This window comes from Paenibacillus sp. 05T425 (assembly GCF_056396205.1).
On the sequence record NZ_JBFTLA010000007.1, the window covers coordinates 336,988 to 360,225 of the forward strand.

Annotated in this window: 22 protein-coding genes, 16 tRNA genes and 1 rRNA gene; 3 read left to right on the forward strand and 36 right to left on the reverse strand. The window is 49.4% G+C overall.

The features are described 5' to 3' along the window. Positions 1-51: 51 nt before the first annotated feature. The 3 genes from AC1DF0_RS18745 to AC1DF0_RS18755 all read right to left on the reverse strand — a co-directional run bounded on the left by AC1DF0_RS18745 (position 52) and on the right by AC1DF0_RS18755 (position 4,239). Entirely contained in the window at positions 52-1,638 is a 1,587-nt protein-coding gene (locus AC1DF0_RS18745) for a peptide chain release factor 3 (RefSeq protein WP_442051470.1), read from the reverse strand. A gap of 47 nt (positions 1,639-1,685) precedes the next feature. Beyond that, positions 1,686-3,242, reverse strand: coding sequence for a glucose-6-phosphate dehydrogenase (gene zwf / locus AC1DF0_RS18750; RefSeq protein ID WP_477574946.1), 1,557 nt, complete (start codon positions 3,240-3,242; stop codon positions 1,686-1,688). A gap of 142 nt (positions 3,243-3,384) precedes the next feature. Then, on the reverse strand, positions 3,385-4,239 hold the full coding sequence (locus tag AC1DF0_RS18755) for a YwmB family TATA-box binding protein (RefSeq protein WP_442051472.1): 855 nt from the start codon (positions 4,237-4,239) through the stop codon (positions 3,385-3,387). Positions 4,240-4,403: 164 nt separating this feature from the next. Here AC1DF0_RS18755 and AC1DF0_RS18760 point away from each other — a divergent pair, with 164 nt between their 5' ends. The 3 genes from AC1DF0_RS18760 (at position 4,404) to mobB (ending at position 6,215) form a co-directional block, all read left to right on the forward strand. Next, a complete protein-coding gene (locus AC1DF0_RS18760) occupies positions 4,404-4,772 on the forward strand; it encodes a hypothetical protein (protein ID WP_477574947.1) in 369 nt (122 codons plus the stop codon). Positions 4,773-4,989: 217 nt separating this feature from the next. Next, positions 4,990-5,598: a hypothetical protein gene (locus AC1DF0_RS18765; protein ID WP_477574948.1), complete on the forward strand. Its 609-nt coding sequence runs from the start codon at positions 4,990-4,992 to the stop codon at positions 5,596-5,598. Positions 5,599-5,702: 104 nt separating this feature from the next. Next, positions 5,703-6,215, forward strand: a complete 513-nt coding sequence (mobB, locus tag AC1DF0_RS18770) for a molybdopterin-guanine dinucleotide biosynthesis protein B (RefSeq protein ID WP_477574949.1) — start codon at positions 5,703-5,705, stop codon at positions 6,213-6,215. A gap of 15 nt (positions 6,216-6,230) precedes the next feature. On the opposite strand, the gene AC1DF0_RS18775 is transcribed toward mobB, so the two are convergent. From AC1DF0_RS18775 to AC1DF0_RS18935, 33 genes are all read right to left on the reverse strand, one after another. After that, positions 6,231-6,899, reverse strand: a complete 669-nt coding sequence (locus AC1DF0_RS18775; RefSeq protein WP_442051476.1) for a response regulator transcription factor — start codon at positions 6,897-6,899, stop codon at positions 6,231-6,233. 93 nt (positions 6,900-6,992) lie between these two features. Next, positions 6,993-7,976, reverse strand: a complete 984-nt coding sequence (locus tag AC1DF0_RS18780) for a sensor histidine kinase (protein ID WP_477574950.1) — start codon at positions 7,974-7,976, stop codon at positions 6,993-6,995. A 102-nt stretch (positions 7,977-8,078) separates the two neighbouring features. Then, entirely contained in the window at positions 8,079-8,792 is a 714-nt protein-coding gene (locus AC1DF0_RS18785) for a PspA/IM30 family protein (RefSeq protein WP_337102728.1), read from the reverse strand. A 4-nt stretch (positions 8,793-8,796) separates the two neighbouring features. Next, positions 8,797-9,300 carry a PspC domain-containing protein gene (locus tag AC1DF0_RS18790; RefSeq protein ID WP_477574951.1) on the reverse strand — a complete coding sequence of 168 codons (504 nt, stop codon included), beginning with the start codon at positions 9,298-9,300 and terminating at the stop codon, positions 8,797-8,799. Beyond that, positions 9,297-9,983: a PspA/IM30 family protein gene (locus tag AC1DF0_RS18795; protein ID WP_337102726.1), complete on the reverse strand. Its 687-nt coding sequence runs from the start codon at positions 9,981-9,983 to the stop codon at positions 9,297-9,299. The genes AC1DF0_RS18790 and AC1DF0_RS18795 overlap by 4 nt, the downstream gene beginning before the upstream one ends. A 36-nt stretch (positions 9,984-10,019) precedes the next feature. Beyond that, positions 10,020-10,313, reverse strand: a complete 294-nt coding sequence (locus AC1DF0_RS18800; RefSeq protein WP_442051480.1) for a LiaF transmembrane domain-containing protein — start codon at positions 10,311-10,313, stop codon at positions 10,020-10,022. A gap of 238 nt (positions 10,314-10,551) precedes the next feature. After that, entirely contained in the window at positions 10,552-12,114 is a 1,563-nt protein-coding gene (locus AC1DF0_RS18805; RefSeq protein WP_477574952.1) for an ABC transporter substrate-binding protein, read from the reverse strand. Positions 12,115-12,191: 77 nt separating this feature from the next. After that, the gene (locus tag AC1DF0_RS18810) at positions 12,192-13,133 is read right to left on the reverse strand and encodes a carbohydrate ABC transporter permease (RefSeq protein WP_442051482.1); all 942 of its coding nucleotides are present in this window, start codon (positions 13,131-13,133) and stop codon (positions 12,192-12,194) included. Between the two features lie 51 nt (positions 13,134-13,184). After that, the gene (locus AC1DF0_RS18815; protein ID WP_477574953.1) at positions 13,185-14,099 is read right to left on the reverse strand and encodes an ABC transporter permease; all 915 of its coding nucleotides are present in this window, start codon (positions 14,097-14,099) and stop codon (positions 13,185-13,187) included. A gap of 102 nt (positions 14,100-14,201) precedes the next feature. After that, on the reverse strand, positions 14,202-15,806 hold the full coding sequence (locus tag AC1DF0_RS18820) for a response regulator (RefSeq protein WP_477574954.1): 1,605 nt from the start codon (positions 15,804-15,806) through the stop codon (positions 14,202-14,204). Further along, the gene (locus tag AC1DF0_RS18825; RefSeq protein ID WP_477574955.1) at positions 15,799-17,565 is read right to left on the reverse strand and encodes a sensor histidine kinase; all 1,767 of its coding nucleotides are present in this window, start codon (positions 17,563-17,565) and stop codon (positions 15,799-15,801) included. Before AC1DF0_RS18825 ends, AC1DF0_RS18820 begins: the two co-directional genes overlap by 8 nt. Positions 17,566-17,702: 137 nt before the next feature. After that, complete coding sequence (locus AC1DF0_RS18830; RefSeq protein WP_477574956.1) at positions 17,703-18,467, reverse strand: hypothetical protein; 765 nt, start codon at positions 18,465-18,467, stop codon at positions 17,703-17,705. After that, positions 18,460-19,161, reverse strand: coding sequence for an ABC transporter ATP-binding protein (locus AC1DF0_RS18835; RefSeq protein ID WP_477574957.1), 702 nt, complete (start codon positions 19,159-19,161; stop codon positions 18,460-18,462). Before AC1DF0_RS18835 ends, AC1DF0_RS18830 begins: the two co-directional genes overlap by 8 nt. A gap of 12 nt (positions 19,162-19,173) precedes the next feature. After that, entirely contained in the window at positions 19,174-19,548 is a 375-nt protein-coding gene (locus AC1DF0_RS18840) for a GntR family transcriptional regulator (RefSeq protein ID WP_477574958.1), read from the reverse strand. 53 nt (positions 19,549-19,601) lie between these two features. Next, positions 19,602-20,363 (reverse strand): ABC transporter permease, encoded by a 762-nt coding sequence (locus AC1DF0_RS18845; RefSeq protein WP_442051489.1) that lies wholly within the window; start codon positions 20,361-20,363, stop codon positions 19,602-19,604. After that, complete coding sequence (locus AC1DF0_RS18850) at positions 20,356-21,297, reverse strand: ABC transporter ATP-binding protein (RefSeq protein WP_477574959.1); 942 nt, start codon at positions 21,295-21,297, stop codon at positions 20,356-20,358. Before AC1DF0_RS18850 ends, AC1DF0_RS18845 begins: the two co-directional genes overlap by 8 nt. A 146-nt stretch (positions 21,298-21,443) precedes the next feature. After that, positions 21,444-21,525, reverse strand: a tRNA-Leu gene (locus AC1DF0_RS18855). A 17-nt stretch (positions 21,526-21,542) separates the two neighbouring features. Continuing rightward, positions 21,543-21,619: transfer RNA gene (locus AC1DF0_RS18860), tRNA-Arg, on the reverse strand. Between the two features lie 18 nt (positions 21,620-21,637). After that, positions 21,638-21,711, reverse strand: a tRNA-Cys gene (locus AC1DF0_RS18865). Positions 21,712-21,721: 10 nt separating this feature from the next. After that, a tRNA-Gly gene (locus tag AC1DF0_RS18870) sits at positions 21,722-21,796 on the reverse strand. A 7-nt stretch (positions 21,797-21,803) separates the two neighbouring features. Further along, positions 21,804-21,878, reverse strand: a tRNA-Gln gene (locus tag AC1DF0_RS18875). 30 nt (positions 21,879-21,908) lie between these two features. Further along, a tRNA-His gene (locus AC1DF0_RS18880) sits at positions 21,909-21,984 on the reverse strand. A gap of 18 nt (positions 21,985-22,002) precedes the next feature. Further along, positions 22,003-22,076: transfer RNA gene (locus AC1DF0_RS18885), tRNA-Trp, on the reverse strand. A gap of 10 nt (positions 22,077-22,086) precedes the next feature. Then, positions 22,087-22,170: transfer RNA gene (locus AC1DF0_RS18890), tRNA-Tyr, on the reverse strand. Positions 22,171-22,173: 3 nt separating this feature from the next. After that, positions 22,174-22,249: transfer RNA gene (locus AC1DF0_RS18895), tRNA-Thr, on the reverse strand. A 34-nt stretch (positions 22,250-22,283) separates the two neighbouring features. Beyond that, positions 22,284-22,359 (reverse strand) — tRNA-Phe (locus tag AC1DF0_RS18900). A 12-nt stretch (positions 22,360-22,371) separates the two neighbouring features. Beyond that, a tRNA-Asp gene (locus tag AC1DF0_RS18905) sits at positions 22,372-22,448 on the reverse strand. A 35-nt stretch (positions 22,449-22,483) separates the two neighbouring features. Continuing rightward, positions 22,484-22,560: transfer RNA gene (locus tag AC1DF0_RS18910), tRNA-Met, on the reverse strand. Positions 22,561-22,577: 17 nt separating this feature from the next. Next, positions 22,578-22,653 (reverse strand) — tRNA-Val (locus AC1DF0_RS18915). A gap of 83 nt (positions 22,654-22,736) precedes the next feature. Further along, positions 22,737-22,811: transfer RNA gene (locus tag AC1DF0_RS18920), tRNA-Glu, on the reverse strand. Between the two features lie 5 nt (positions 22,812-22,816). Then, positions 22,817-22,907, reverse strand: a tRNA-Ser gene (locus AC1DF0_RS18925). A 4-nt stretch (positions 22,908-22,911) separates the two neighbouring features. After that, positions 22,912-22,987: transfer RNA gene (locus AC1DF0_RS18930), tRNA-Asn, on the reverse strand. Between the two features lie 152 nt (positions 22,988-23,139). Next, positions 23,140-23,238: ribosomal RNA gene (locus tag AC1DF0_RS18935) — 23S ribosomal RNA — on the reverse strand; the annotation flags it as partial.

Consider the following 23,238-nt stretch of genomic DNA (forward strand, 5'->3'; position numbering starts at 1 on the left):
ATAAAAAAAAGCATCCCTTCATGGGATGCTTGTCATATATTTATAGATCGTTTAAGGAGCTGTCTCCAAAAATTTCGAAGTCGGGTTTTTGTCCATCGCCGTGCGCATCGCGTATTCGTTCTCGAAGAGGACAACGTAGTTGCCTTTCTTGTCCTTCACGAGCGTCGTGTTAATGCGGAACTTGGACGGATCGATGTTGTCGTCGATAATCCAACGCGCGAACTGGAACGGCATCCGATGCAATTGAATGTCTACGCCATACTCCGCGCGCATCCGATGCTCGAATACCTCGAATTGCAAATGTCCGACTACGCCCAGAATGGTCTCGTCGAAGCCGCCAGTCGAATGGAACACTTGAATCGTGCCTTCCTCCGTCAGCTGATCGATGCCCTTCTGATATTGCTTATGCTTCAGCGCGTTCTTCACCGTTACCTTGGAGAAAATCTCCGGCGAGAACGTCGGCAGCTCATCGAACTCAATCTCCGAGCCTTGCGACAGCGAATCGCCGATTCGGAAGATGCCCGGATCGAACAAGCCGATAATATCGCCTGGATACGCAGTATTAACAATATCGCGGTCCTGCGCGAGGAATTGCTGCGGCTGCGACAGCTTAATGTCTTTGCCGTTGCGCACATGGCGAACGCTCATGCCGCGCTCGAAGCGCCCCGAGCAAATACGCAGAAACGCGATCCGGTCGCGGTGAGCAGGGTTCATATTCGCTTGAATCTTGAACACGTAACCGCTGAACTTCTCATTCGTCGGCTCGACGATGCCCGTCGTACTATTGCGGGACGTCGGCTTCGGAGCCAACTGCAGGAAGTTCTCCAGGAACGTCTGCACGCCGAAGTTGTTAACGGCACTTCCGAAGAAGACAGGCGTCAGCTCGCCGCGCTGCACTTTCTCGTAGTCGAACGGATCGCCAGCGACGTCAAGCAGCTCTAAATCTTGAATAAGCTGATCGGTCAGGTAGTCGCCAGCCATCTCGCGAATGACCGGATCATTGTAATCGCCGACCTTCTTGACCTCGATTGTTGAATGATCATTGCCTTGGAATAGTTCGACCTGCGTTTTTGTCCGGTCATAGACGCCGCATAGTTCACGCCCCATGCCGATCGGCCAGTTCATTGGCACAGATCGGATACCAAGCACCCGCTCCAGCTCCTCCATGAGCTCGAACGGACTTTGCCCTTCGCGGTCCAGCTTGTTAATGAAGGTGAAGATCGGAATACCGCGCTTGCGGCATACTTGGAACAGCTTGATCGTCTGCGCCTCGACGCCTTTGGCGACGTCGATCAACATGACCGCGCTGTCGGCTGCCGTAAGCGTCCGATACGTGTCTTCACTGAAATCTTGGTGACCGGGAGTATCGAGAATGTTAATTCGATGTCCAAGGTAATCGAACTGCATCACGCTGGACGTAACGGAGATACCGCGCTGCTTCTCGATTTCCATCCAGTCGGACGTTGCATGGCGGCTTGCTTTCCGCGCCTTAACGCTGCCCGCTTCCCGTATGGCTCCCCCGAATAAGAGGAGCTTTTCGGTCAAAGTTGTTTTACCGGCGTCAGGGTGGGAAATGATTGCGAATGTACGCCGTTTGTCCACTTCTTGCTGTATTTCATCGCTTAACGTTTTACTCATGCTTGCCTTCCCTTCATTATGTGTCGCTACGGCAGCAGTAAAACGGCTTACTTACCGCTGTTCGACACCCAAATCACATTATCTTCCTCTTGGCCGTTAACCGGCCACCAGCGGAAACCTTCTACTGCGAGCAGCTGATCTGCCGCTTCCGGTCCCCACGAGCCTGCCGGGTAGTGTTTCAAGTCGCCCTTCTCCTCGCGCCATGCTTGCGCGATCTTATCGACGAACGTCCAAGCTTGGGATACTTCATCCCAACGCGTGAAGTAAGTAGAATCACCGCGAACCGCATCGTGAATTAAGCGCTCGTAAGCCTCTGGCGTATTGATGCCGATCTGGCAACTTTGGCAGAATTCCATAGCAACAGGCTGAACGGAATTGTTCTCGCCCGGCGTCTTCGCATTTACTTTAATATATATGCCCTCAAGCGGGTTAACGCGAATAACGAGCAGGTTCGGTGCTAAATCATGACGCTGCGCGAACAAGACGTTTTGCGGCATAGACTTGAACTCAATAACGACTTCCGTTGTTTTCACCGGGAGACGTTTGCCCGTTCTAATATAGAACGGAACGCCGGCCCAGCGGAAGTTGTCGACGAATACTTTCGCCGCGAAATACGTTTCCGTCGTCGATTCCTCGCCAACCGAATCTTCCTCGCGATAACCTGGCAATTCCTTGCCTTTCATCGAGCCCGCGCTGTATTGGCCGCGAACTACGTTCGCGCGCACATCGTCGCTGGATGCATATTCGCGCAACGAGCGAAGCACTTTCACTTTCTCGTCGCGAATATCTTCGCCATGCAAGCGGCTAGGCGGCTCCATCGCGATCATCGTCAGCATTTGGAGCATATGGTTCTGACCCATATCGCGCAATGCGCCGGATTTATCGTAGTAACCGCCGCGCTCTTCGACGCCAACCGTTTCGGACAACGTAATTTGAACGTTGGCAATATGGTTATTGTTCCACAACGGCTCGAAAAATGCGTTCGCGAAGCGGATCACTTGAATATTTTGCACCATCTCTTTGCCGAGATAGTGATCGATGCGATAAATCTCTTCTTCCTTGAACACTTGGCTGATTTGCTCGTTCAGCTTCTGCGCCGAAGGCTGATCGTAGCCGAAAGGCTTCTCGATCACAACGCGATGCCAGCCCTTCGATTCCAGCAGACCTCCATCGCGAAGATTGAACGAAACCGGACCGAACAACGACGGCGCCAGCGCCAAGTAGAATAAACGGTTGCCTGGAATGTTGAATTTCGCATCCAGTCCTTCCGACAAACGGCTTAGCTCGCGGAAGCCTTCCACATTGTTAATGTCCAGCGACATGTATACGAAATGCTCGGCGAACTTGCTCCACAGCTCCGCATCGTCTGCTTTGTAACGGCAGAATTCAACGATCGATTCATATAGGTCTTCACGGAATTGCTCATTCGTCCGAGGGCGGCGCGCAAGACCTACCACTGCAAAGTTCTCGGACAGCTTGCCTTCTTTATATAAACTGAATAGCGCCGGGAACAGCTTGCGCCGTGCCAGGTCACCGGTTGCTCCGAACAGATAGTATACGGCCCCTTCTGAGGAGACAGATTCAACAGCATTATTGTATGTCATTGGTCCCATTCTTTCCTATGAATTTTTATACAGCATCTAAAGTAGTTTATCATATGTAACATCAATCCGCTATTCGACAGCTCATAAAAATTACTAATAAGAAGCGTAAATTGTTCTGATCAATCCGCGCTCCCGTGCCGTTTCATTCGTTGCCTATACTGTAGTCGCCGGTAATAACAGGTACGCCAACGACTAACTCCAGTTTTTGCTCTTCCGTGCTGCGATGAACCGCGATCTGGAGGTTCGCCCGATGCCCGTTATCGACAATAACCTCATTTTTCAATTTGGCTGTGAAAAAAGTATCACTAACCGTTCCACCATCGACATAGGAATCAACCTGCTTAGCTGCGGCAAGACGAGAAATTCGGTCAAGCGCGTCGCTGTTTCCCGTGAACCCTTTCACATTCATACTGTTTTCATATTCGTCCGTGAATACTTCTACCTCTGAAGATACGGCATCCGCTGCCCGTATTAACTCGTGTTTCGTTAATTGCACGCCCCCAGATTCGCTCGCCTGCTCCGATTCATAGAGCAGCATGATCTGCTCTTTTTCAACGGTTGAAGCAATTAAGGATAGTGTCACTTTACCTCCGTAATTCGGCAGCACGCCCATAACAGACCTCCCGTTCTGGTCTGCCGTTCTGCCCGACGGATTGCCTGCCGCGTCCGTGAACAGCGCACGCTCAAGCGAAGCCATCGTACCGTCCCGAGCCGTTAGGTTCCACCTTATCGTCCACGTTGCTCCTCCCGATCCGCCAATCATGTCAGCATCGCTCATGTCCCATAGCGAGCCTAGATCGTCCAGCAGCATCTGCCGGGCAGGAGCCACTCTCGTCTGATGCTGCGCTTGCCAGATCGCCCACAACGAGCAAATAAGCAGTACCAAGATTGCAACTCGCTTGCCTCCCTTTCGCTTATTCGCATGTTTCACCTTCGTCAGGCTGGGATTCCTATTACTGTTGCTGGCTGGCTGATAGCTTTCATACGCTGCTAGCATGTTCACTAACCTCCATTATCGCTTGATAGCTTCCACAAACGGAATCGTTGCTTTCACTTTTCGGCCTAATCTAGGTAAACAACCATGCGCTTTCGCCCGTAGGTGAATATAATGCTTATTAATTCTTATGTTTCTACAAAAGTAATGGGAGGTATCATCGGCTAATGGAACCGATATATCCGATTCGCGAAGATGTCGTGCATCAATTCTGCGGGATGCCCGTATGCGTTATTATGCAAGACGGAACTCGCCAAGTAGGCATACTTAGCTCCTGCAAAGGCGGCAAGCTCACGTTAAACGGGGAGACAGGCGGACCTGACGGCAACGAAGCCATTGTATCGAAGACGCCAGCACAGACCGCGAAGAAGAAGGGCAAGAAAGGATCGAAGCAAGAAGCCGTCACACAGCAAACTGTCCAAACACAGGCCTATCCTTATGATCCCTATTATTATGAACCTCCAAGATATAATCCATGGGGTGCGGCATTCGCGATTGATTTAGCCCTCATCGCCTTCTTGTTCTTGCTCATCTAAGCTGCGGCAGCCGTCCATCATGGGCGGCTTTCTTGGAACACTGCGAAATCAACTTCGGAATGATTCAGATCCTTCTTTAAACGTTTATTGTTTATATAAGCTTGCCCAACTTATTTGACATAGACGCAACATTTACCTCCTTACAAATTCCGCCAGTATTTGCATATTCGATCCTGTATACTGACAACAAATTGACAAGAGAGGGAGTGAAACGATCATGAGAATCAACGAGAGCATGCGCTCCATTAGAGGTATTGAGAGGTCATCTGCGTATACGAGGATTGCGCCAACGAGCCGATATGGCGCATACCCATATCGGGAGGGCGAGCCCCAGCTTCCGCCGCAATCATCGAATGAGGATTGGAGCCGCGAGCTTCGAAGAGCGGCGGGCAGCGCCGCGGAATGGCAGCAGCTCGCGAAGCAAGCGCTAGCCGTAGTCGATCGTTTGATCGCAAATTTGGAACGCGAGCGGCGGCATCCTTCTGCTAACCCCTCTCCGCGTGATAAAGAGCTCGAACAGCTTGCGGCACATATGAATGCGCTTCGTACAAGCTATGCCAGCAATGCCGAATATTTAAGACCCGAGGCTTGGTTTCCTATCGAGCAGGCACTACGTCAGTTCGATGAGTTCAGCCCTCAGAAGCTGATCGATACCCGCTTCTTAAGGAATCTTAGTTCAGCGCTGGCCTCCTCCTCCGAACAACCTGTATCGGAGCTGATTCGCATATCGCCTCACCCTTCATTGCCATATGCAGCCTATTACAGCTCTGCGCAATCGTATTGGCCCTTGCCAGTGGTTGGCACGCTAATGAATCGCTATTATTAGTTTAATTCAGCAAGCAGCAATCCCCTACAGCCCCGCCATTCCTGCCAGTTGTATGATACACTGACACTGTAAGCATCTCACCGAACCCCGCGCAGGAGGCTGTAATGATCAACACTCATCGGGCACAACTTATCATCCAAATCGTCGGATACAAAAATACCGGCAAAACCACGATGGTTTGCCGGTTAACGGAATTGTTCAAGCAAGCAGGTTATGTTGTCGGCACCATCAAGCATGATGCCCATCATTTTCAAATGGATACGCCGGGTACAGATACATGGAAGCATCAGCAAGCTGGTGCGGATATTACCGCCATATCGTCCCTTGAGGGAACAGCCATACTCAAATCACATTCAGAGCCGTTAGAGCAGCTCATCGCGCAAATGCCCGAAGCCGATGTCATCTTGATTGAAGGGTTCAAGCTTGCCTCTTATCCGAAGATCGTACTCCTACGAACGCCGGATGATCTTCCGCTTCTAGAGCTTTCTTCAATTATCGGCATTGCGGCATGGCCGGAAGCATCCGCATTAATTGACGGCAATCGCCTTCACGTACCTCTCTTCGACATCGATCAGATTGAACTTTTATTTCAATTCATACTACAAAAATATAAATAACCTGTTACCTATAATTTAATCAGCAATCCCTTGCTTATGCGCATATATAGCTGCTTGCGTTCGATCGTCCACTTCCAGCTTATTAAAGATGTTCGTAATATGGAACTTAACGGTCTTCACCCCGATGAACAGCTCATCGGCAATCTCCTGATTGGACAACCCTTGCGCCACGCGCTTAAGGACATCCATCTCCCGCTCCGTCAGCTCCTCGTACAGCGGCGCTTGCTCCTGCTGCTTCGGCTGGCGGAATCGATTCATCATCTTCGCCGCAACTTGCGACTCCAATACCGACTGGCCCCGTGCCGCAGCGCGAATCGCATCGGCGATCTCGTTCGCACGCGATGTCTTCAATAAGTAGCTGAATGCGCCTGCTTCAATGACCGGATACAGCTTGCTGTCATCCAAGTAACTCGTAAGCACGATAACCTTGCACTCTGGATACAGCTCAAGCAGCTTCGCTGTCGTCTCCACGCCGTCCATGCCGTCCATAACAAGATCCATCAACACAACGTCAGGCTTATAAGCCTGGGCTAGCCGAATGCCATCCATCCCGTTGCTCGCTTCACCAACAACCTCAATTCCATCCTCTGTATCAAGCACAGCCGCAAGGCCGATACGCACCATCTCATGATCATCCACGAGAAGCACCTTGATCGGCTGGCTCAATTGCTCAACTGCCTCCATACTCACACCACCTTTATCTCTCTAAAATATATACATGGCTTGCCACTGCTTGCAACCGTAACTTTTTTTATTGTCAAAATCGTACTCCAGCGGTTAAGCTGGCACCCAAATGAGGATATGCGTCCCTTCGCCGGTTCTCGAAGTCATCTTAAGCGAACCGCCAAGCTCATTCACCCGCTCCTCCATCGTGAGCAGCCCATAGGACGTCTGCTTCTTTGCTTCCAGATCGAAGCCTATGCCGCTGTCGCTGATGCTCATCTGCACGCCGCCGTCACTGCGCAGCAGTCTAATATCCATACGTTCCGCCTTCGAATGGCGAAGCGTATTCGATAGCGCCTCCTGCGCAATGCGGAATAAGTGATCCTCCGCTTGCGGATTCAGCACAATCGACTCATCGACCTCGAGCGTAATCGCGATTGGCACTTTCTGCAGCAATTCATCTACAAGCGCGGATAGCGCTTGTCCTAGGTTTTTGCCKTCCAGATGGACGGGCCGCAGATGAAGCAGCAAAGCTCTCATCTCGGACTGGGCTACCGCTGCCATCTCCTCGATCAGCTGTACCTGACGCTTGGCGCGACTCCAATCGCGCTCGATCGTACGGCTCACAGCTGTCGCCGTCATCGAGATGGCGAACAGCTGCTGGCTTACCGCATCGTGAAGCTCGCGGGCCAGCCGCTGCCGCTCCTCGATAACGGCGGAGAACTTGACCTTCGCCGTCCACGCCGGATCGGGCTGAGCCTGCTCGCTCATCTCGCGTGTCGCTTGCTCTTCATTATCGAGCGTCACATTAAACCGGCGCTTCATCTGCTGCTCAGTAAGCCTCTTGAGCGCTTCCTTCAGCTTCGAATTTTGCAAATAACCGTTAATCGCTGCCGCCGCCAGCGCCACTCCGATTATAATAAGACCGATAATTGCCCACTTGCCATGAAGGGTGAACAGCTCTACATAACCAATCCCTTGCAGCATAATAACAACTAAGCTGACTATGATGAGAAGCCACAGTATAGTCTCCGTTATTTTCCGCTTGCGGGCTGTATGATGGGTATCGTTACTGTTGCTTGGCTTCTCTCGCTCCATTCAGCTCACATCCTCTATGTAACAGTATATCCTTTCACGCATAGAAGCAAGAAGAGCAGACCGTTATGATACGGTCCGCTTCTTCTTACTCGAAGATGAATCCTATTCTTCTGTTGCTTCCTTCGTCAGGCTTGGTGCGCTAGTTGCGCCGAGCTTAGCTTTCAATGCTTCAAGCTGCTCGTCAACCTTATGCTTCTTCTCGAGATCAGCTGCAGTTACAGTAAGCGTCTGGCCGCTAGCGCCATATGGCGTACGAAGCACGTCAGCTTCCGCTTCCAGTTGCAAAATCTTCTCTTCCATCCGGTAGAAGCCGCGTGATGCTGTACCGCTGTCAATCGTATGGTTGGAAGCAAGCTGAGCCATTTGCTTCTGAGCTTTCGCTACTTGAGCACGGGACGCAAGCTCATTGCGCTTGTTGCGAAGCTGGTAGAACTCATCCTTCATCGTATGAAGCTGTTGCATCAAGCCGTCCGCTTGCGTTTTCGCTTGTGCATGAAGTTCTGTGTATTCGCCAACCTTTTGGTCGAAGTACAGCTTCTCTTCAAGCAGCTTGCGGGCAAGCTCCTCTTGACCTGCGCGAAGCGCGGCCTCTGCTTTCGATTCGCGGTCGCCTACGTTGCGGATCGTTTCTTCGAGACGCTGCTTCATGCGGCGCTCATTCGCCATTTGCTTCGCAACCGTTACTTCTGCTTGATGAATCTCGGATTCCATATCACGCAGGTATTGGTTAAGCATAATAACCGGATCTTCTATTTTATCAAGCGCCTCGTTTACTGTTGCCTTCGTCATATCTTTCATGCGTTTGAAAATTCCCATTTTGTTATTCTCCCTTCTCGTATTTAGCTAGTTTGGCTTTCAGCTCATCAATTTCGCGACGGAGCGCTTTTTTCTCCAAATCATCCATCATGCTATCGAACTGCGAGTTAGCCGCAGGTGCAACATTAGGTTGCGGGCCGTTCCATGCTCCCGGTTGTTGCGGCGGGTTTTTGTATGGACCGCCGTAGCTTGGGGGCGTGCCGAATGGAGCGTTGCCGTTTCCGCCGAAGTTATTATTGAATCCGCCTTGATTATAGTTGCCTTGGCCTACGCCGCCGCCATAACCGTTATTGAAACCATGCGGGCCGTAATCCGAGTAGATCGGCGGCTCTTTCGGTACGACGAGCACTGCGATCAAGTAGATCAGAATCGGTGCGCCGCCTGACAAGATCGTCACAACAACTAGCAGAATCCGCAATAGTGTCGCATCGACATTAAGCATTCTCGCTAATCCGCCGCATAGGCCGAAGAGCATTTTCTCCTGTCTCGATCGGTACAGTTTTTTCAAGACGTCCAACCTTCCTTCTCAAGCTTCCGTTTTAATTGCTGAAGCTCCCTTTCTATAACGGACTGAACCGTGCTGCCCGCTTCGGATAGGAACTCCTGTCCCATTCTGCGAACATCGCGTAAGCTCTTTGCTTCCTGCTCCATATCGCTAATGCGATCTTCCAGCCTTCTGAACACGGCGCCCGGCTGTACGCCTTGCTCGCCGTAAGCGCCGGCGTACCGGCTGTTCATCCGCTGCTGAAGTCTTAGCGACTCCATTCGCGCAGCGTAATATTCACGCTTGTCATATACCGTCTGATACTCGCTTCGCATCTGGCGAAGCTGCTCTTCAAGATCGATTGTATTTTGTCTGCTTTGCTCGAACAGCTCACGATACTGATTCGAGCGCTCTTCGCAGCTCGCTTTCTCATGCAACGCAATTCGTGCAAGCTGCTCCTCGCCGGCTTTTAGTGCAGTCAGAGCTTGCTGTTCGCGCCGCTCCTTCTGTTGCTCGGCTTGCAGCCACTGTGCCTTTAGGTGGTTGCTATGGCCAGCGTATTGCTGGTAAAGCTTCTCTGCTTGAATAATGTCTTCCCGCGTGGACCATAGGAACTGATCAATCAATCGAACCGGGTCTTCCGATTTCTCTAATCTTTCATTCAAGGTAGCGACTGTGATGTCGCGTACGCGCTTCATAATGCTCATCTATTGCACCGTCCTATCTATGATCATCGCTATCTATTAATAGCCGTGTCTGCTTTTCTTAACCATCGATACGCCCCATGCGATCGCGCCGATCGCCAGGAGGAGCATCAGGATGCCGCCCAGTTTGCCTAGAAGCATAAGTCCGCCGATTGCAGCAAGTACACCGCCGATAATTTTCTTCCCGTTCACCCAGCCTAGAATACCGAAGCCGATTAGAATGAATGGAAGCAGGAGACCGAGTATCGCTCCGAAGTTGATGCCGATAAACTTAAGTATTGCAATCCCGCCGACTGCTACAAGCAGGACGCCTAATGCGCTTTTTCCGTTCATAGCTTAGTTCACCTCTTTCTACGATTTTTTTGGTTTGTTTCTTTGTTTCTGTGCTGCATTTGTATTGCTCTTGCCTATGTACTTAGTTTAGGTTTTTTTTCAATTGGTTAAAACGGACTTTCGGCGGTTTCTGAACTAGACCTTAGTCGAGTAAGCTGCCCGTCCTAAGGTGAAACAAGCCATAATAACAACAATAGCCGACGCAGCGCTGTACGCTGGTCGGCTATTTTCTACTCTATTATTTGCCTGCTAGGAATGCATCGAATTGCGTTTGTTTCTCTGTAATGATCTTGTCAATGCCTGCAGCCTTCAACTTCGAGCTGTACTCAGGAAGTACTTTGTCGACGTCTACAGAGCCTGTTTCAAGCGCAGTCAAGTATTCCGCATCCACGTTGACGATTGCAGCAACTTCTGCTTTGACCGGTTCGCTGTTGAATACGAAGCCAAGACCTTTGGATACTTTAGAGCCTTTATTGAACTCTGCGAATTGTGCCCATTTGTCTGGAGCTTCCGATTCCCACACATAGTTCAGGAATTGGTTGCCGAGCATCCATGCAGCGCCAGGAGCGTAGGAAGCCGCATTAGCAGCAGGTTTAATAATTTCATCGCTTACTTTGTCGTAGTGATCGCCTTCGATACCGAAGTTAATCAGGTTATTCAAGACTTTGTCCGTGTGCAGGAGACTGATGAACATCATTGCGCGTTCTGGATCTTCAGAAGTCGTCGAGATAGCAAGCATCGCGCCAGCCGTTTCCGAAGTTGCCGTCGTTTTCTCGTTAAGCGCAACTTGAGCTAACTTGCCAGTCATGCCGAGTTGGTTTTCCATCTCTGCAGCTTTGCCTGGTTTCAAGGAGTTAGGTACCGCAAAATAGTTGCCGGATTTGATTGCATCGTTCGTGCTTGTTTGGTTCGTTGCAGCGTCGGAGTTGATGTAGCCCTTCTTGAAGAAGTCGCGAGTCAGCTTCAATGTATCAACGTAACGCGGCAGGTCATAGTTCGGAACCACTTTTGTATCGTCTGCATCCTTCAAGATCAAGCCTGGGATTGACGTGTCGCCAAGAGCGTCGTAGTTGCCGATATAATGGGAGTTGAATGTTTCGCCTTCTTTGAAGTAGATTGGCGTCATGCCCGGTTTCTTTTCTTTCACCGTAGCGAATACAGCGTCTAGATCAGCGATGGTTTTTACTTGCGACATGTCGATTCCCAGCTCTTCAGCTACGTCTTTACGGTAAACGATACCGCCTTGCGCCGCTAGCTCTTTGTTCGTCGGAATGGCGTAGTTTTTGCCATTGATCTTCGAACCTTCGATATATGCCGGATCAAGACCGCTCACAACTGCTTGACCTGCTGGCGTTTGGAGAAGGTCAGCCAAATCTTTGAAGGCGCCTTTCTCTACGTTGATAGCATATTTCTGCCATTGCGCGGTGAAGATGACGTCAACTTTCTCGCGGGATGCGATCATCATGTTCAGCTTATCTTCCCATGGACCCCAGTCGATAGCAATGATGTCCAGCTTAGCGTTGATTTTCTCAGTCAAATATTTGCTTGCAGCTTCTTCGATCTTTGCTTCGTCCTTCTGTGGAAGGCCAGTATACACCAGCTTAATCGTATACGGTTTCAAATCGGTTGCAGGTTCTTTAGCCGGTTCTGTCGCTTCCGGCGCGTTCGTAGCTTCAGCAGGTTCATTCGTGCTCGTGTTGCTTCCTTCTTTTGCATTGTTGCCCGAACAAGCGGTAAACACAAGTGTCGCAGCAAGCATAAGAATCAATACGCTCAGCACATTTTTTCTCACTTTCAACATAGAGCCTTGACCTCCCCAAAATGATGGATATATGCTAATCCGGCTTTATGCCGGCTGTAGCCGAACTTAGACCCCGATTAACCTTTCACAGCGCCAACCGTCAAGCCTTTAACAAAATACTTTTGGAAGAACGGATAAGCGAATACGATAGGGCCGATACCGACGATCGCCATGGCCATACGCACCGTTTCGTTCGGATACTGCACGTTACCGCCAGCAGCCGCAATCTGTGCAGCAGCCGTACTGTTGTTGGCTAGAAACTGAATGTTCATCAGCATCTTGTACATGAGATATTGAATGCTCAGCGTCTTGTCGTCACTTATGAACACCAAGCTTAGAAACCAATCATTCCAGTAGTTAAGCGTACTGAACAGAGCTACAGTTGCCAGGACGGGCAGCGACAACGGCAATACGATTTGGAAAAAGATTCTCATTTCTCCCGCTCCGTCGATCTTCGCCGATTCGAGCACTGCCGTGGGAATCGTCGTCTGGAAAAATGTCCGGATAATGATAACGAAGAAAGCGGACACTAAGAGCGGCAATACAAGCGCCCAAATGTTGTTGCGAAGTCCAAGCATATTGACATAGACGAGGTACCACGGCACAAGACCGCCGTTGAAAAGCATCGTCAAGAAGATGAAGAATGTGAAAAACTTGCGCTGCGGAAAATCCGTCCGCGAGATTGGATACGCGTAAAGCGCCATAATAATGAGTGCGCCGACTGTTCCTGCCACCGTTACGAAGATCGTAACCCCGTAGGACCTCACAATTTGCTGCCAGTCCTTCAACAAATACTCATAGGCGGTGAACTCGATGTTTTTCGGGAAAAAGGTGTAGCCTAACGTGAGCACATCCTGCTCGTTGGATAATGATACCATCACAATCAGCACGATAGGCACTATACAACAGATTGAATACAGGGTAAAGAAAATATTTATGATGGCATTAGGGATAGCTCCGATTTGATTGAACGGATTAGGAGCTTTCGCTGATTTGTCTGCTAATGCGGTGGCTTCCATATGTCTCCTCCTCAATGTTTGCGCGGCAAACATTTTTCGTAAGCGTAAAGTCTAGAACAGTGCTTTGTCCGCATCGATGCGGCGAACGATCCAGTTGGATACGAAGACGAGTACGAATCCGACAACGGATTGGTACAAGCCGGCTGCTGACGATAGTCCAACATCCCCCAGAGCCAGAAACGTTCGATAGACATAGGTGTCGATAACGTTCGTTACCGAGAATAGCGGACCAGACTCACGCGGTACCTGATAGAACAGTCCAAAGTCGGCGTAGAAGATACGGCCGATTTGCAGCATCGTCATAACAACCATCATCGGTGCGAGCAGAGGTATTGTAATGCTTCTGATCTGCTGCCATTTGCTGGCTCCATCGATCGTTGCAGCCTCGTAGTATTCGTCATCGAAGCCGATGACCGCCGCCAAGTAGATTACCGCATAGTAGCCAACGTTCTTCCATGTATTAACGAGAGGCAGCAGATACGGCCATATTTCCTTTTGGAAATACCATTGCACCGGCTCAAGCCCCAACCCCTTCAGAATCGTCGTGTTGATGAAGCCATGCGAATCATGCAGGAAGCCGTAAACCAAGTAGCTAATGACGATCATGGACAAGAAGTACGGTAGGAACAATATCGTTTGGTGAACCTTAGCGAAAAATTTGTTGCGCATCTCATTAAGGAATATAGCGAATGCGACCGGTATGATCAGATTCAAAATAATAAAGACAACGTTGTACAAGATTGTGTTCCTCGTTATTATCCAAGCGTCGCTCGTTTTGAACAAATAATGAAAGTTCTCAAAGCCGACCCAAGGACTCTTCAAAAGCCCCACTTCGTAATTGACATGCTTGAATGCGATAGCCGCACCGAGCATCGGAATGTAGTTGTTCACAATTAGAAATACKACACCGGGCAACATCATTAAGTAGAACGCCCAATATTTCTTCATGTTTTTGACGAGTGCCATACGTTTCCTCCCCTTGCCTCTCTTTCTTGTAACTTAATAGTAATAAAAAAAGACACCGATGATCTATCGGTGTCGTGACCTTGTTAACGCTGTTGTGACTTCTTACAGGTTTTGCGCTTTTTTGCGATACTCTTGCGGCGTTAATCCGGTTTCTTTCTTGAACAGCTTGGAGAAATGCGAGAAGTTCGAATAACCGACCGTCGCGGCAATGTCGCTGATGCGTATGTTCGTTTTCTCAAGCTCCGTGCGCGCTTTGTTTATCCGAAGCTCGACCAGGTAATCCGTTAGCGAGCGTCCAGTCTCTCGCCTGAACAACCTCGACAAATAGGCGGGATTAAGAAATACCGACTCCGCCGCTTGCTCGCGGCTGAATTCCTCATGTAGATGACTCTCCATATGGCGCTGCACCTTCTCCACAACTTGCGACACATCCTTGCCTGACTGCTGCGAATAATCAGCGGTAAGTACGCAGATTTGCTGGGTCCAGGCACGCAGCCTGTTCAGCGACTTAAGCGCCTGCTCTCCCTCTTCCCATTCGCCGCTTGGAAACACGTCGCTAGCCAGCAACGATTTTTTGTGCAGCCATCCGAACACCATATTCATAAAGCCGAAGTAGAAGGACGCGATGAAGGTATAATCCGCACTGCGCTCCTGCATTTGATCGAAGCATTCATCGATCCGCAGCGACAACTCGGTCCGCTTGCCCATTTCCAGCAGCAGCGCCCAATCCGAGAAGTGAAATTGCAGCGGCGTACCTCCTCCGGTCGGCTTCGAATATTCCTTCTCCAGTATAACGGTCCCTACATCGCTGACATTGTTTTTCTCAAGCTCCAACAGCCGTTGGACTTTCGTCCGTACCTCTTGCACGGTGGCCGACTCTMCGATGTAGCATGACAGCTTGCAGTGCAGCAGCGATTGGCACTGCTGAATGAAGTGATTGCAGCGCAGTGCAATATCTTTGCCTGTTTCCTTGTCCGGCTCATAGAATATGACGTATAAGATACCATTCGCTTCCTGAACGACATGTCCAGGCTGTTCTGCAAGCACAAGCTCTCCGGCCGCGTTCTTCACGCCATAGGTCATAATCTCTTCATCCCGTGCCGACCATTCCTCGCGCCACTGCTCGATGCTGACGAGCACCGTTCGAACACTGCTAGCCGCCTTAAGCGGAATGCCGTACGTGTCCATAACCGGCTCAAGCTGGTTCGCTGCCGCGGATAGACGGTAATGGAACAGATCCTGCCAGAACCGTTCGACGAGCACCGGCCGCTGTTTATTCCATTGTTCATAATAGGATTGATACATGGAATGAACTTCATGGATCTGCTGCTGCTCGCGAACCTTCTCGATCGCTGCCGCCACACATTTCTTCAGTTGATTGTGATCGATCGGCTTAAGCAAATAATCGAAACAGTCAAGCTGAACCGCCTGCTGAGCATACTTGAAATCCGCATGTCCGGTCAGGAACAGTGTCACCGTATCGGGACAATGCTCATTCACCCATCGCAGCAGTTCGATACCATTTTCATTAGGCATATCAATGTCAGACAATAAAATATCGATTCGCTGCTCGTTAAGCAACTCCTTGGCCTCTTCGGCATCATAGGCGGTTTCGATCTTGGCAATCGGCAGATCGCTCCAGTCAATGCCTTGAACAATACCTCTAATCGCTATATCTTCATCGTCGACGATAAGCAAATTATACATGTGCAGATGTCCCCTCCGTCGGTATTGGCAATATAATCACAATAGATGCCCCGCCTAGCTCGCCACCGTTGTTGAACTGGACGGACGCTTTGTCACCGTATATTAAGTTCAATCGATGGATAACGTTCATAATGCCGAGACTCGACGAGCCGTCCTGCGATATCGGAATGTTCCGCTGCAGAAGCGGCAGCACTTCATCCGAGAAACCTGCCCCGTTGTCTTCGATTGTCATGCGGAAGCTTGTTGCCGTCTTCTCGTCGCTGCCGACATGCTCCGCTTTGATTTTCACTTGGAACAGCCTGCGCCTGTTTTTGAAGCCGTGAATAATCGCGTTTTCTACGAATGGCTGTACGGTCAGCGCCGCCACCTGGAAGCCGCGGATCGATTCCGGCACTTCGAAAGTGCATTCAAGCTTATCCGGGAACCGCAACGATTGGATCGTCATGTAGTTCTCGATGTGGGACAGCTCTTCGGCCAGTGTAATCATATCCCGATTGGCTCTCATGATGAAACGGAAGTAGTCTGCAAGGTGCAGCGACATCTTCTTCACCCCGTCCGTATCGTTCAACGCCGCTAGATTATAAATAATATTCAAGCTGTTCATATAGAAATGCGGATTGATCTGCGCCTGCAGCTGCCTCAGCTCGCCCTGCTTCACGCGGAGCTGTTCCTCGTACACGTCAATCTTCAGAGTCTTGATCTGCTCTGCCATCTTATTAAACGTATTGCCCATGAATGCAAATTCGACTGTTTTGCCAGTCTTGAGCCTTACATCAAGCATCCCTAATGAAATCTTCTTCATCCCCACAATGATCTCATGCAACGGCTTGAACAGCATCTTGCGCATGAAGAGCATATATAAGAGCAGCAGCACGATAAAACCTAAAGGGGCAAACAGTGCTACCTTCTGGAAAAACATCAAATCACGCAGCAGCGTCTCCTCTGGAACGACGACCTGATAAGCCATCGTCGCCATTCCGCTTGACCGGCTCATGACGAGATAGGTCTGATCCGTCTCCGCGTTCGTCACGGACTGATACGGCTCATCCGTTATAGGCATCTGCCAATGGATCGGAGGCTCGCTCTCCGTCAGTGATTCCTTCATCTCATTGCCGTTCGTCAAGAAGATTCCGCTATGTCCGATATCCCCGTCGCTCCACTGAATCGCAAGCAACTGGTCGATGTCTTTAATGCGTATGATGGCTCCCGCATATAAGCCGGGCGTTACTTCAATGCTGTTGATCAGAAAATATTTGCCCGGCATCCGGTCGTCGTGCCGCACCTCCCACTTTCGCAGCCCTTGCTCGTACTCCAGAGGCCGCTTCACGATCTCCTTCATATGCGTTTCAATAATAGCCCGTGTCGTATTATAGTCGCTATCCGTGCCGAATATCGTATCCTTGTCATGATAAAGGAAGACAGAATTAATCATGCTGTATACGCCTACGTCGCGCTTAATCTTCGTATCAATCCGAATTTTGGTAAGTGTGTAGAGATCAGACTCAATCGGGAATGACATAAGCAGACCAACATCCACGTCAAGAACGGACATTTTGAGCAAATAGTTCTGAATCTCTTCCAAATTCGTATCTGTCTGCCTTACGAATATATCTAACGTATTGCTGTATGTCTCTGTAACCTTATCCCGTACAATATCTCGCGCATAAAAATGATTAATCAGCATGAATACCACGATCGGCAGCATGACCGCCACAAATCCTAAAATAATGCTAGTACGCAACGAATGATTGTATTTCACACGCAAGCTCCTCGACCGATATCATTTCGTTACCTATTTTAACATGTTAAGCGCTTTCTATATAGAATAATCTGGATAACGCAATAAAAAGGACGAGCCGGTGGTATCCCGAGTCGCCCTCATTGTTACTGCTTTATTTAGATGCCAATCTTCTTGCTTGCAAGGTAATGTATCAGATAAAGGAACCCCGCCGCGAATAACGCCTCTACAAGCATAGGCCCTGCTGCTATTGCGGTGTGCAGCGATGCAGGCAGTTGAATCGTTCCTTCTCCCGATGTGCTCGTCATTTGCACGGATACGATTCCAAACATCGCATTGGTCGAGTCAAGCTCTAACAACACATTTTCAACCCAAGACAGCAGTATTGCCAAACCGAAGAAAGAAACGATGCCAATCCATATTCTTTGCTTCGTATTTATACTTTGTCCTATCGTTATGGCCACGAGTATCGTTAGGATAATCATAACGACAGACCATAAGAAGCTCACCGTGATGCCCATCACACTGCCAAGCGTCAAGGAATCAAGCTCCACAATATCAGCTAGATGCCGCCCCATCATTGAGAAATAGATATAGTTGTGAATAAGTGCAATAATCCCAATGACCACAACACATACCAAGCTCAAAATGATTATAGCTCCTACGCTCTGAAGGGGATGAGTCGGTAGAAGTCGACGATTATAAACACGCAAGCTTTGATCGTAGCTCTTGCAGCATTGCCCCACGGTCAGGAGTGTAGCCAGCGAGTAGAGCATGGTCCCTAATATATAGACGACGAATTCGTCCCAATCGCGTGTAAGCGCCGTTATGGTCAACGCCGTTTGCAATAGGATGACAATAGCCAGAACACCAAGAAGGAAAGCGGCATTGCGCTTCCAATCGTACTTCAGAAGCCTAAGCATCGCCGTACACCTCCTTGAACCTTTCATCTACACTTTGCCCTTTGTTAGCTCTTATCGTCTCTACATCTTCATGCAGAACAATCTCGCCATCCCTAATAAAAACGACTTCATCGAATATCCGCTCAATATCGTGCACCAAGTGTGTGGCGATCACCAAGCTGCTGTTTTCATCATAATACTCCACAATCGCATCAAGTATTTTGCCTCTGGCAACAGGGTCAACACCCCCAATTGGTTCATCGAGCAAATACAATTTAGCATTACGGGATAAAGCAAGCGTAAGCTGAAGCCGCTCCTGCATCCCTTTGGATAAGCTGCTCACGCGAACATCTCGCTCCAGCCTCATGAACTGTAACATCTCATTCGCTTTTGCCGTATCAAAGTCAGCGTAGAAATCCTGATAGAAGGTTATCGCATCCCTCACTCGCATCCAACCTTCCGCAAGCGGCTGATCTGGCATGAAGGAAGTGAACGAGCGTGTCTCTCTTCCGACTTGTTGACCATTGATCACTACATGTCCTTTGTAGCTAGGAATAAGGCCAGCGACGATCTTCATCAGCGTACTCTTGCCGCTTCCGTTGCTGCCGAGCAAACCGACGATTTTACCAGGACCGATCTTTAAAGATACCCCGTTCAATGCTTTCCTCGTTCCATAATGCTTCGATACGCCGTTCAGTTGCAGCAAGTCATTCACAAACAACCTCTCCTATCCGTTATCTTCATCATTAACAGCCTCGGCTACGATCGTAATAATATCGTCATTCCGGAATCCAAGCTCTTGCATCCCCTGGATGAACCGATCTATGAGGTCTCCTGCCATTTCTTTTTTGATCTCCATAATTTTATCTACCTCGCTTGTCACATATCTTCCTAGCCCGCGCTTCGTCTCTACGATCTGCTCTCGCTCCAGCTCCTGAAACGTACGTTGTACAGTGTTAGGGTTAATTTGCAGTTCGACGGCAAGCTCTCTGACGGATGGGATTTTGTCCCCCGCCTTCAGCTTTCCGACTACGATTTGCTTCTTCATATGATTCATGATTTGCAAGTAGATCGGCAGATTGTTATCAAACTCTATGCTCACAATGGATGATGCTCCTTCCCGCCGCCCGAACGTCGTTAGGCTCGTCTATTTCCTTAAGCGATATCCCGTTTCTTGAATGTAACAAAGCTTACTCCTAGAAATAAGATTACATATACAAGAGCCACAATACTAGAAAAAGTTAGCGTCATCCCATCAGCCGGCGTTTCACCAATTCGATAAACCGATAGGTCAGTGTTCAGGAAGAAAAAGTATTTGTAGAATTCGTATTTGGCCAGAAGGGCGTTGAATATGCTTTCCATCAGCACGGCAAGCATACCTATACCGATCGTTGCTCCAGTTGACTTCGTTAATACACCGAACATGAACGTCAACGTTACGTAGATGACGGTGTATATCGTTTGATACAAGGTGGTTAGCCATATGTCGCTCCAATTGCTTTCCCCGCCGCTGTAATCCAATGTAACGAATCCTGCGATTAGAGCTGTTGCCAGCGAAAACAGGATCAGAGACAGAACGAACAACAGCACCGCTACATATTTCGACGCTAACACAGCTGTTCGGCTATGCCCTCTAATGAGGAGCAGCTTAATCGTCCCGAGCTGATATTCCTTCGCCAGCACCCCAGCAGAATAAATAATAGCGAGGAAGGAAGTGATCTGTCCTAGGCCGCTTCTGCCGATTACCGACGCCGTAAAGTCCAGTGCGGATGGAAGCTCCTGACCGTTCGACACTTCCATGATAATGTAAGTGAAGCCTATCGTCGCAAGCAGCAATACTGCATAGGCAATGTAGAAGCTTCGCTTCTTGGACATTTTCAACCATTCATTTACGACAAGCTTGCTGAATCTACGCAATTCGATTGCCTCCCGTCCATTTGATGAACTCGTCTTCCAGCGATAGCTTCGTTTCCGTAATACGATACACCTTGATCTGCTTATTGGCAAAAGAGCTCAGTACGTCCGGAATGCGTTCGTTATCGAGCGTAACAACTAACTCTTCTTGCGCAGGCCGCTCTTCTGTTATCGTAACGCCTTGCAGTTCTAATACTTCTTTCTTGGCTTTGTATACATTATCTACTCGGAAAGCTACTGTCACCTGACTCGACTCGCTTGAATCGACACCAATCGTACGATGCGTCACCAGCTTGCCTTCCTGAATAACGACAACGCGGCTGCACATAAGTTCCATCTCGGAAAGCAAATGACTGGAGACGAGAATCGATATATTCTCCTCCTTCGCAATTCGCTTCAAATACTCTCTCATTTCGCGAATGCCTGCCGGGTCAAGTCCGTTCGTCGGCTCATCCAGTATAAGCAGCGATGGCTCATGCAACAGCGCCTGAGCGATGCCCAATCGCTGGCGCATCCCTAAGGAATAGGCTTTAACTTTCTTGTTCAGCGCATTCTCAAGACCCACTAGCTCCGTCACCGCTTTAATACGAGCAACCGTAATATTTTCATTCATCCGTTGATACTGCTTAAGATTATCGAGGCCGGTCATGTACGGATAGAACTCCGGATTCTCAATGATTGCCCCAACCTCTTGCACCGCCTTCAAAAAGTGGTTGCGAACGCTATGCCCTTGGATAGCCACATCACCTTCACTCATCTCGATCAGTCCAACGATCATTCGAATCGTTGTCGTCTTACCTGCTCCGTTCGGTCCAAGCAGGCCAACAATCTCTCCCTTATGAACATCGAAGCTCAGATTATCTACGAGCGCTTTGCCGCCTATCCGCTTCGATACGTTCGAGAGTCGAAGAACAGGCTCATTACCTTGACTAGACATTTGTTCCATCCTCCTGCGTATTTGTGTATTAGTTAAATAGTACACTAAGCAGAGTTAAAATGTAAAGCTATAGTTTTATTCGATTAGAAAACACAAAAAAAGCTCTTAAGATCGTTAGATCTTAAGAGCTTCATAATTGTGTGTGATGGTGCCGGCGAGAGGACTCGAACCTCCACGGTTTCCCTCACGATTTTGAGTCGCGCGCGTCTGCCATTCCGCCACGCCGGCATATTCATTTGTAAAGATGGCGCGGCCTAAGAGATTCGAACTCMTGACCTTTTGATTCGTAGTCAAACGCTCTATCCAGCTGAGCTAAGGCCGCACATTTGTCGAGATATTGTGGAGGCGCCACCCAGACTCGAACTGGGGGTAGAGCTTTTGCAGAGCTCTGCCTTACCACTTGGCTATGGCGCCAAATAAAGATTGGAGCGGAAGACGGGAATCGAACCCGCGACCCTCGCCTTGGCAAGGCGATGCTCTACCGCTGAGCCACTTCCGCGAAACAATGGCTGGGGATTCAGGGATCGAACCTGAGAATGACGGAGTCAAAGTCCGTTGCCTTACCGCTTGGCTAATCCCCAACAAAGTATAAAACCTAATTTTAAAATTAATGGGGCGATCGAGGGGAATTGAACCCCCGAGTGTCGGATCCACAAACCGATGCGTTAACCACTTCGCCACGACCGCCATGTTAAGATATTCAATTGGCAGGGGCAGCAGGAATTGAACCCACACCAAAGGTTTTGGAGACCTTTGTTCTACCTTTAAACTATGCCCCTAAGGTAAACTTGGTGGAGGATGATGGATTCGAACCACCGAACCGTGAGGAAGAGATTTACAGTCTCCCGCGTTTGGCCACTTCGCTAATCCTCCATGTGGTGCCGTCGAGAGGACTTGAACCCCCAACCTACTGATTACAAGTCAGTTGCTCTACCAATTGAGCTACAACGGCATATCCAATTGCTTCAGGTATTGCTAGTACATCATGGTGGCTCGGGACGGAATCGAACCGCCGACACGAGGATTTTCAGTCCTCTGCTCTACCGACTGAGCTACCGAGCCTGATGTTTGTAATGGCGGAGCTGACGGGATTCGAACCCGCGGTCTCCTGCGTGACAGGCAGGCATGTTAGGCCTCTACACCACAGCTCCACATCATATTCTCGGATCATTCCGAAGGTAAACATTGGTTGCGGGGGCAGGATTTGAACCTGCGGCCTTCGGGTTATGAGCCCGACGAGCTACCGGGCTGCTCCACCCCGCGTCGTTAAAAATTTATAATGGTGGAGGATGACGGGATCGAACCGCCGACCCTCTGCTTGTAAGGCAGATGCTCTCCCAGCTGAGCTAATCCTCCATATCGTCTTGAGCGACTTTTATATCTTACCATAGGCTCAAGTCTTAAGTCAAGCACTTTTTTCAATCTTTTTGTAAAGAAGTTGGTGACCCGTAGGGGATTCGAACCCCTGTTACCTCCGTGAAAGGGAGGTGTCTTAACCCCTTGACCAACGGGCCGTATATGGCAGAGAGGAAGGGATTCGAACCCTCGAGACCCGGTTAGAGCCTACACGATTTCCAATCGTGCTCCTTCGACCACTCGGACACCTCTCTACAATGGCTCCCCGAACAGGACTCGAACCTGTGACAACTCGATTAACAGTCGAGTGCTCTACCAACTGAGCTATCAGGGAATATACTGTTTTCGCTGATTACGCATCTGAATTGCTTCAGAAAGACACAATCACTCGAAATCAAAGCATTGCGCCTTGAAAACTGGATACGAAAGATAGTGCTACTGAACTTTAGCTGTTGCCTACAGGTTGTATGGACCATGTAAGCTTTTTAGGATAAGCCCTCGACCGATTAGTATTCGTCAGCTACACACATTGCTGTGCTTCCACCCCGAACCTATCAACCTCGTCGTCTTCAAGGGGTCTTACAT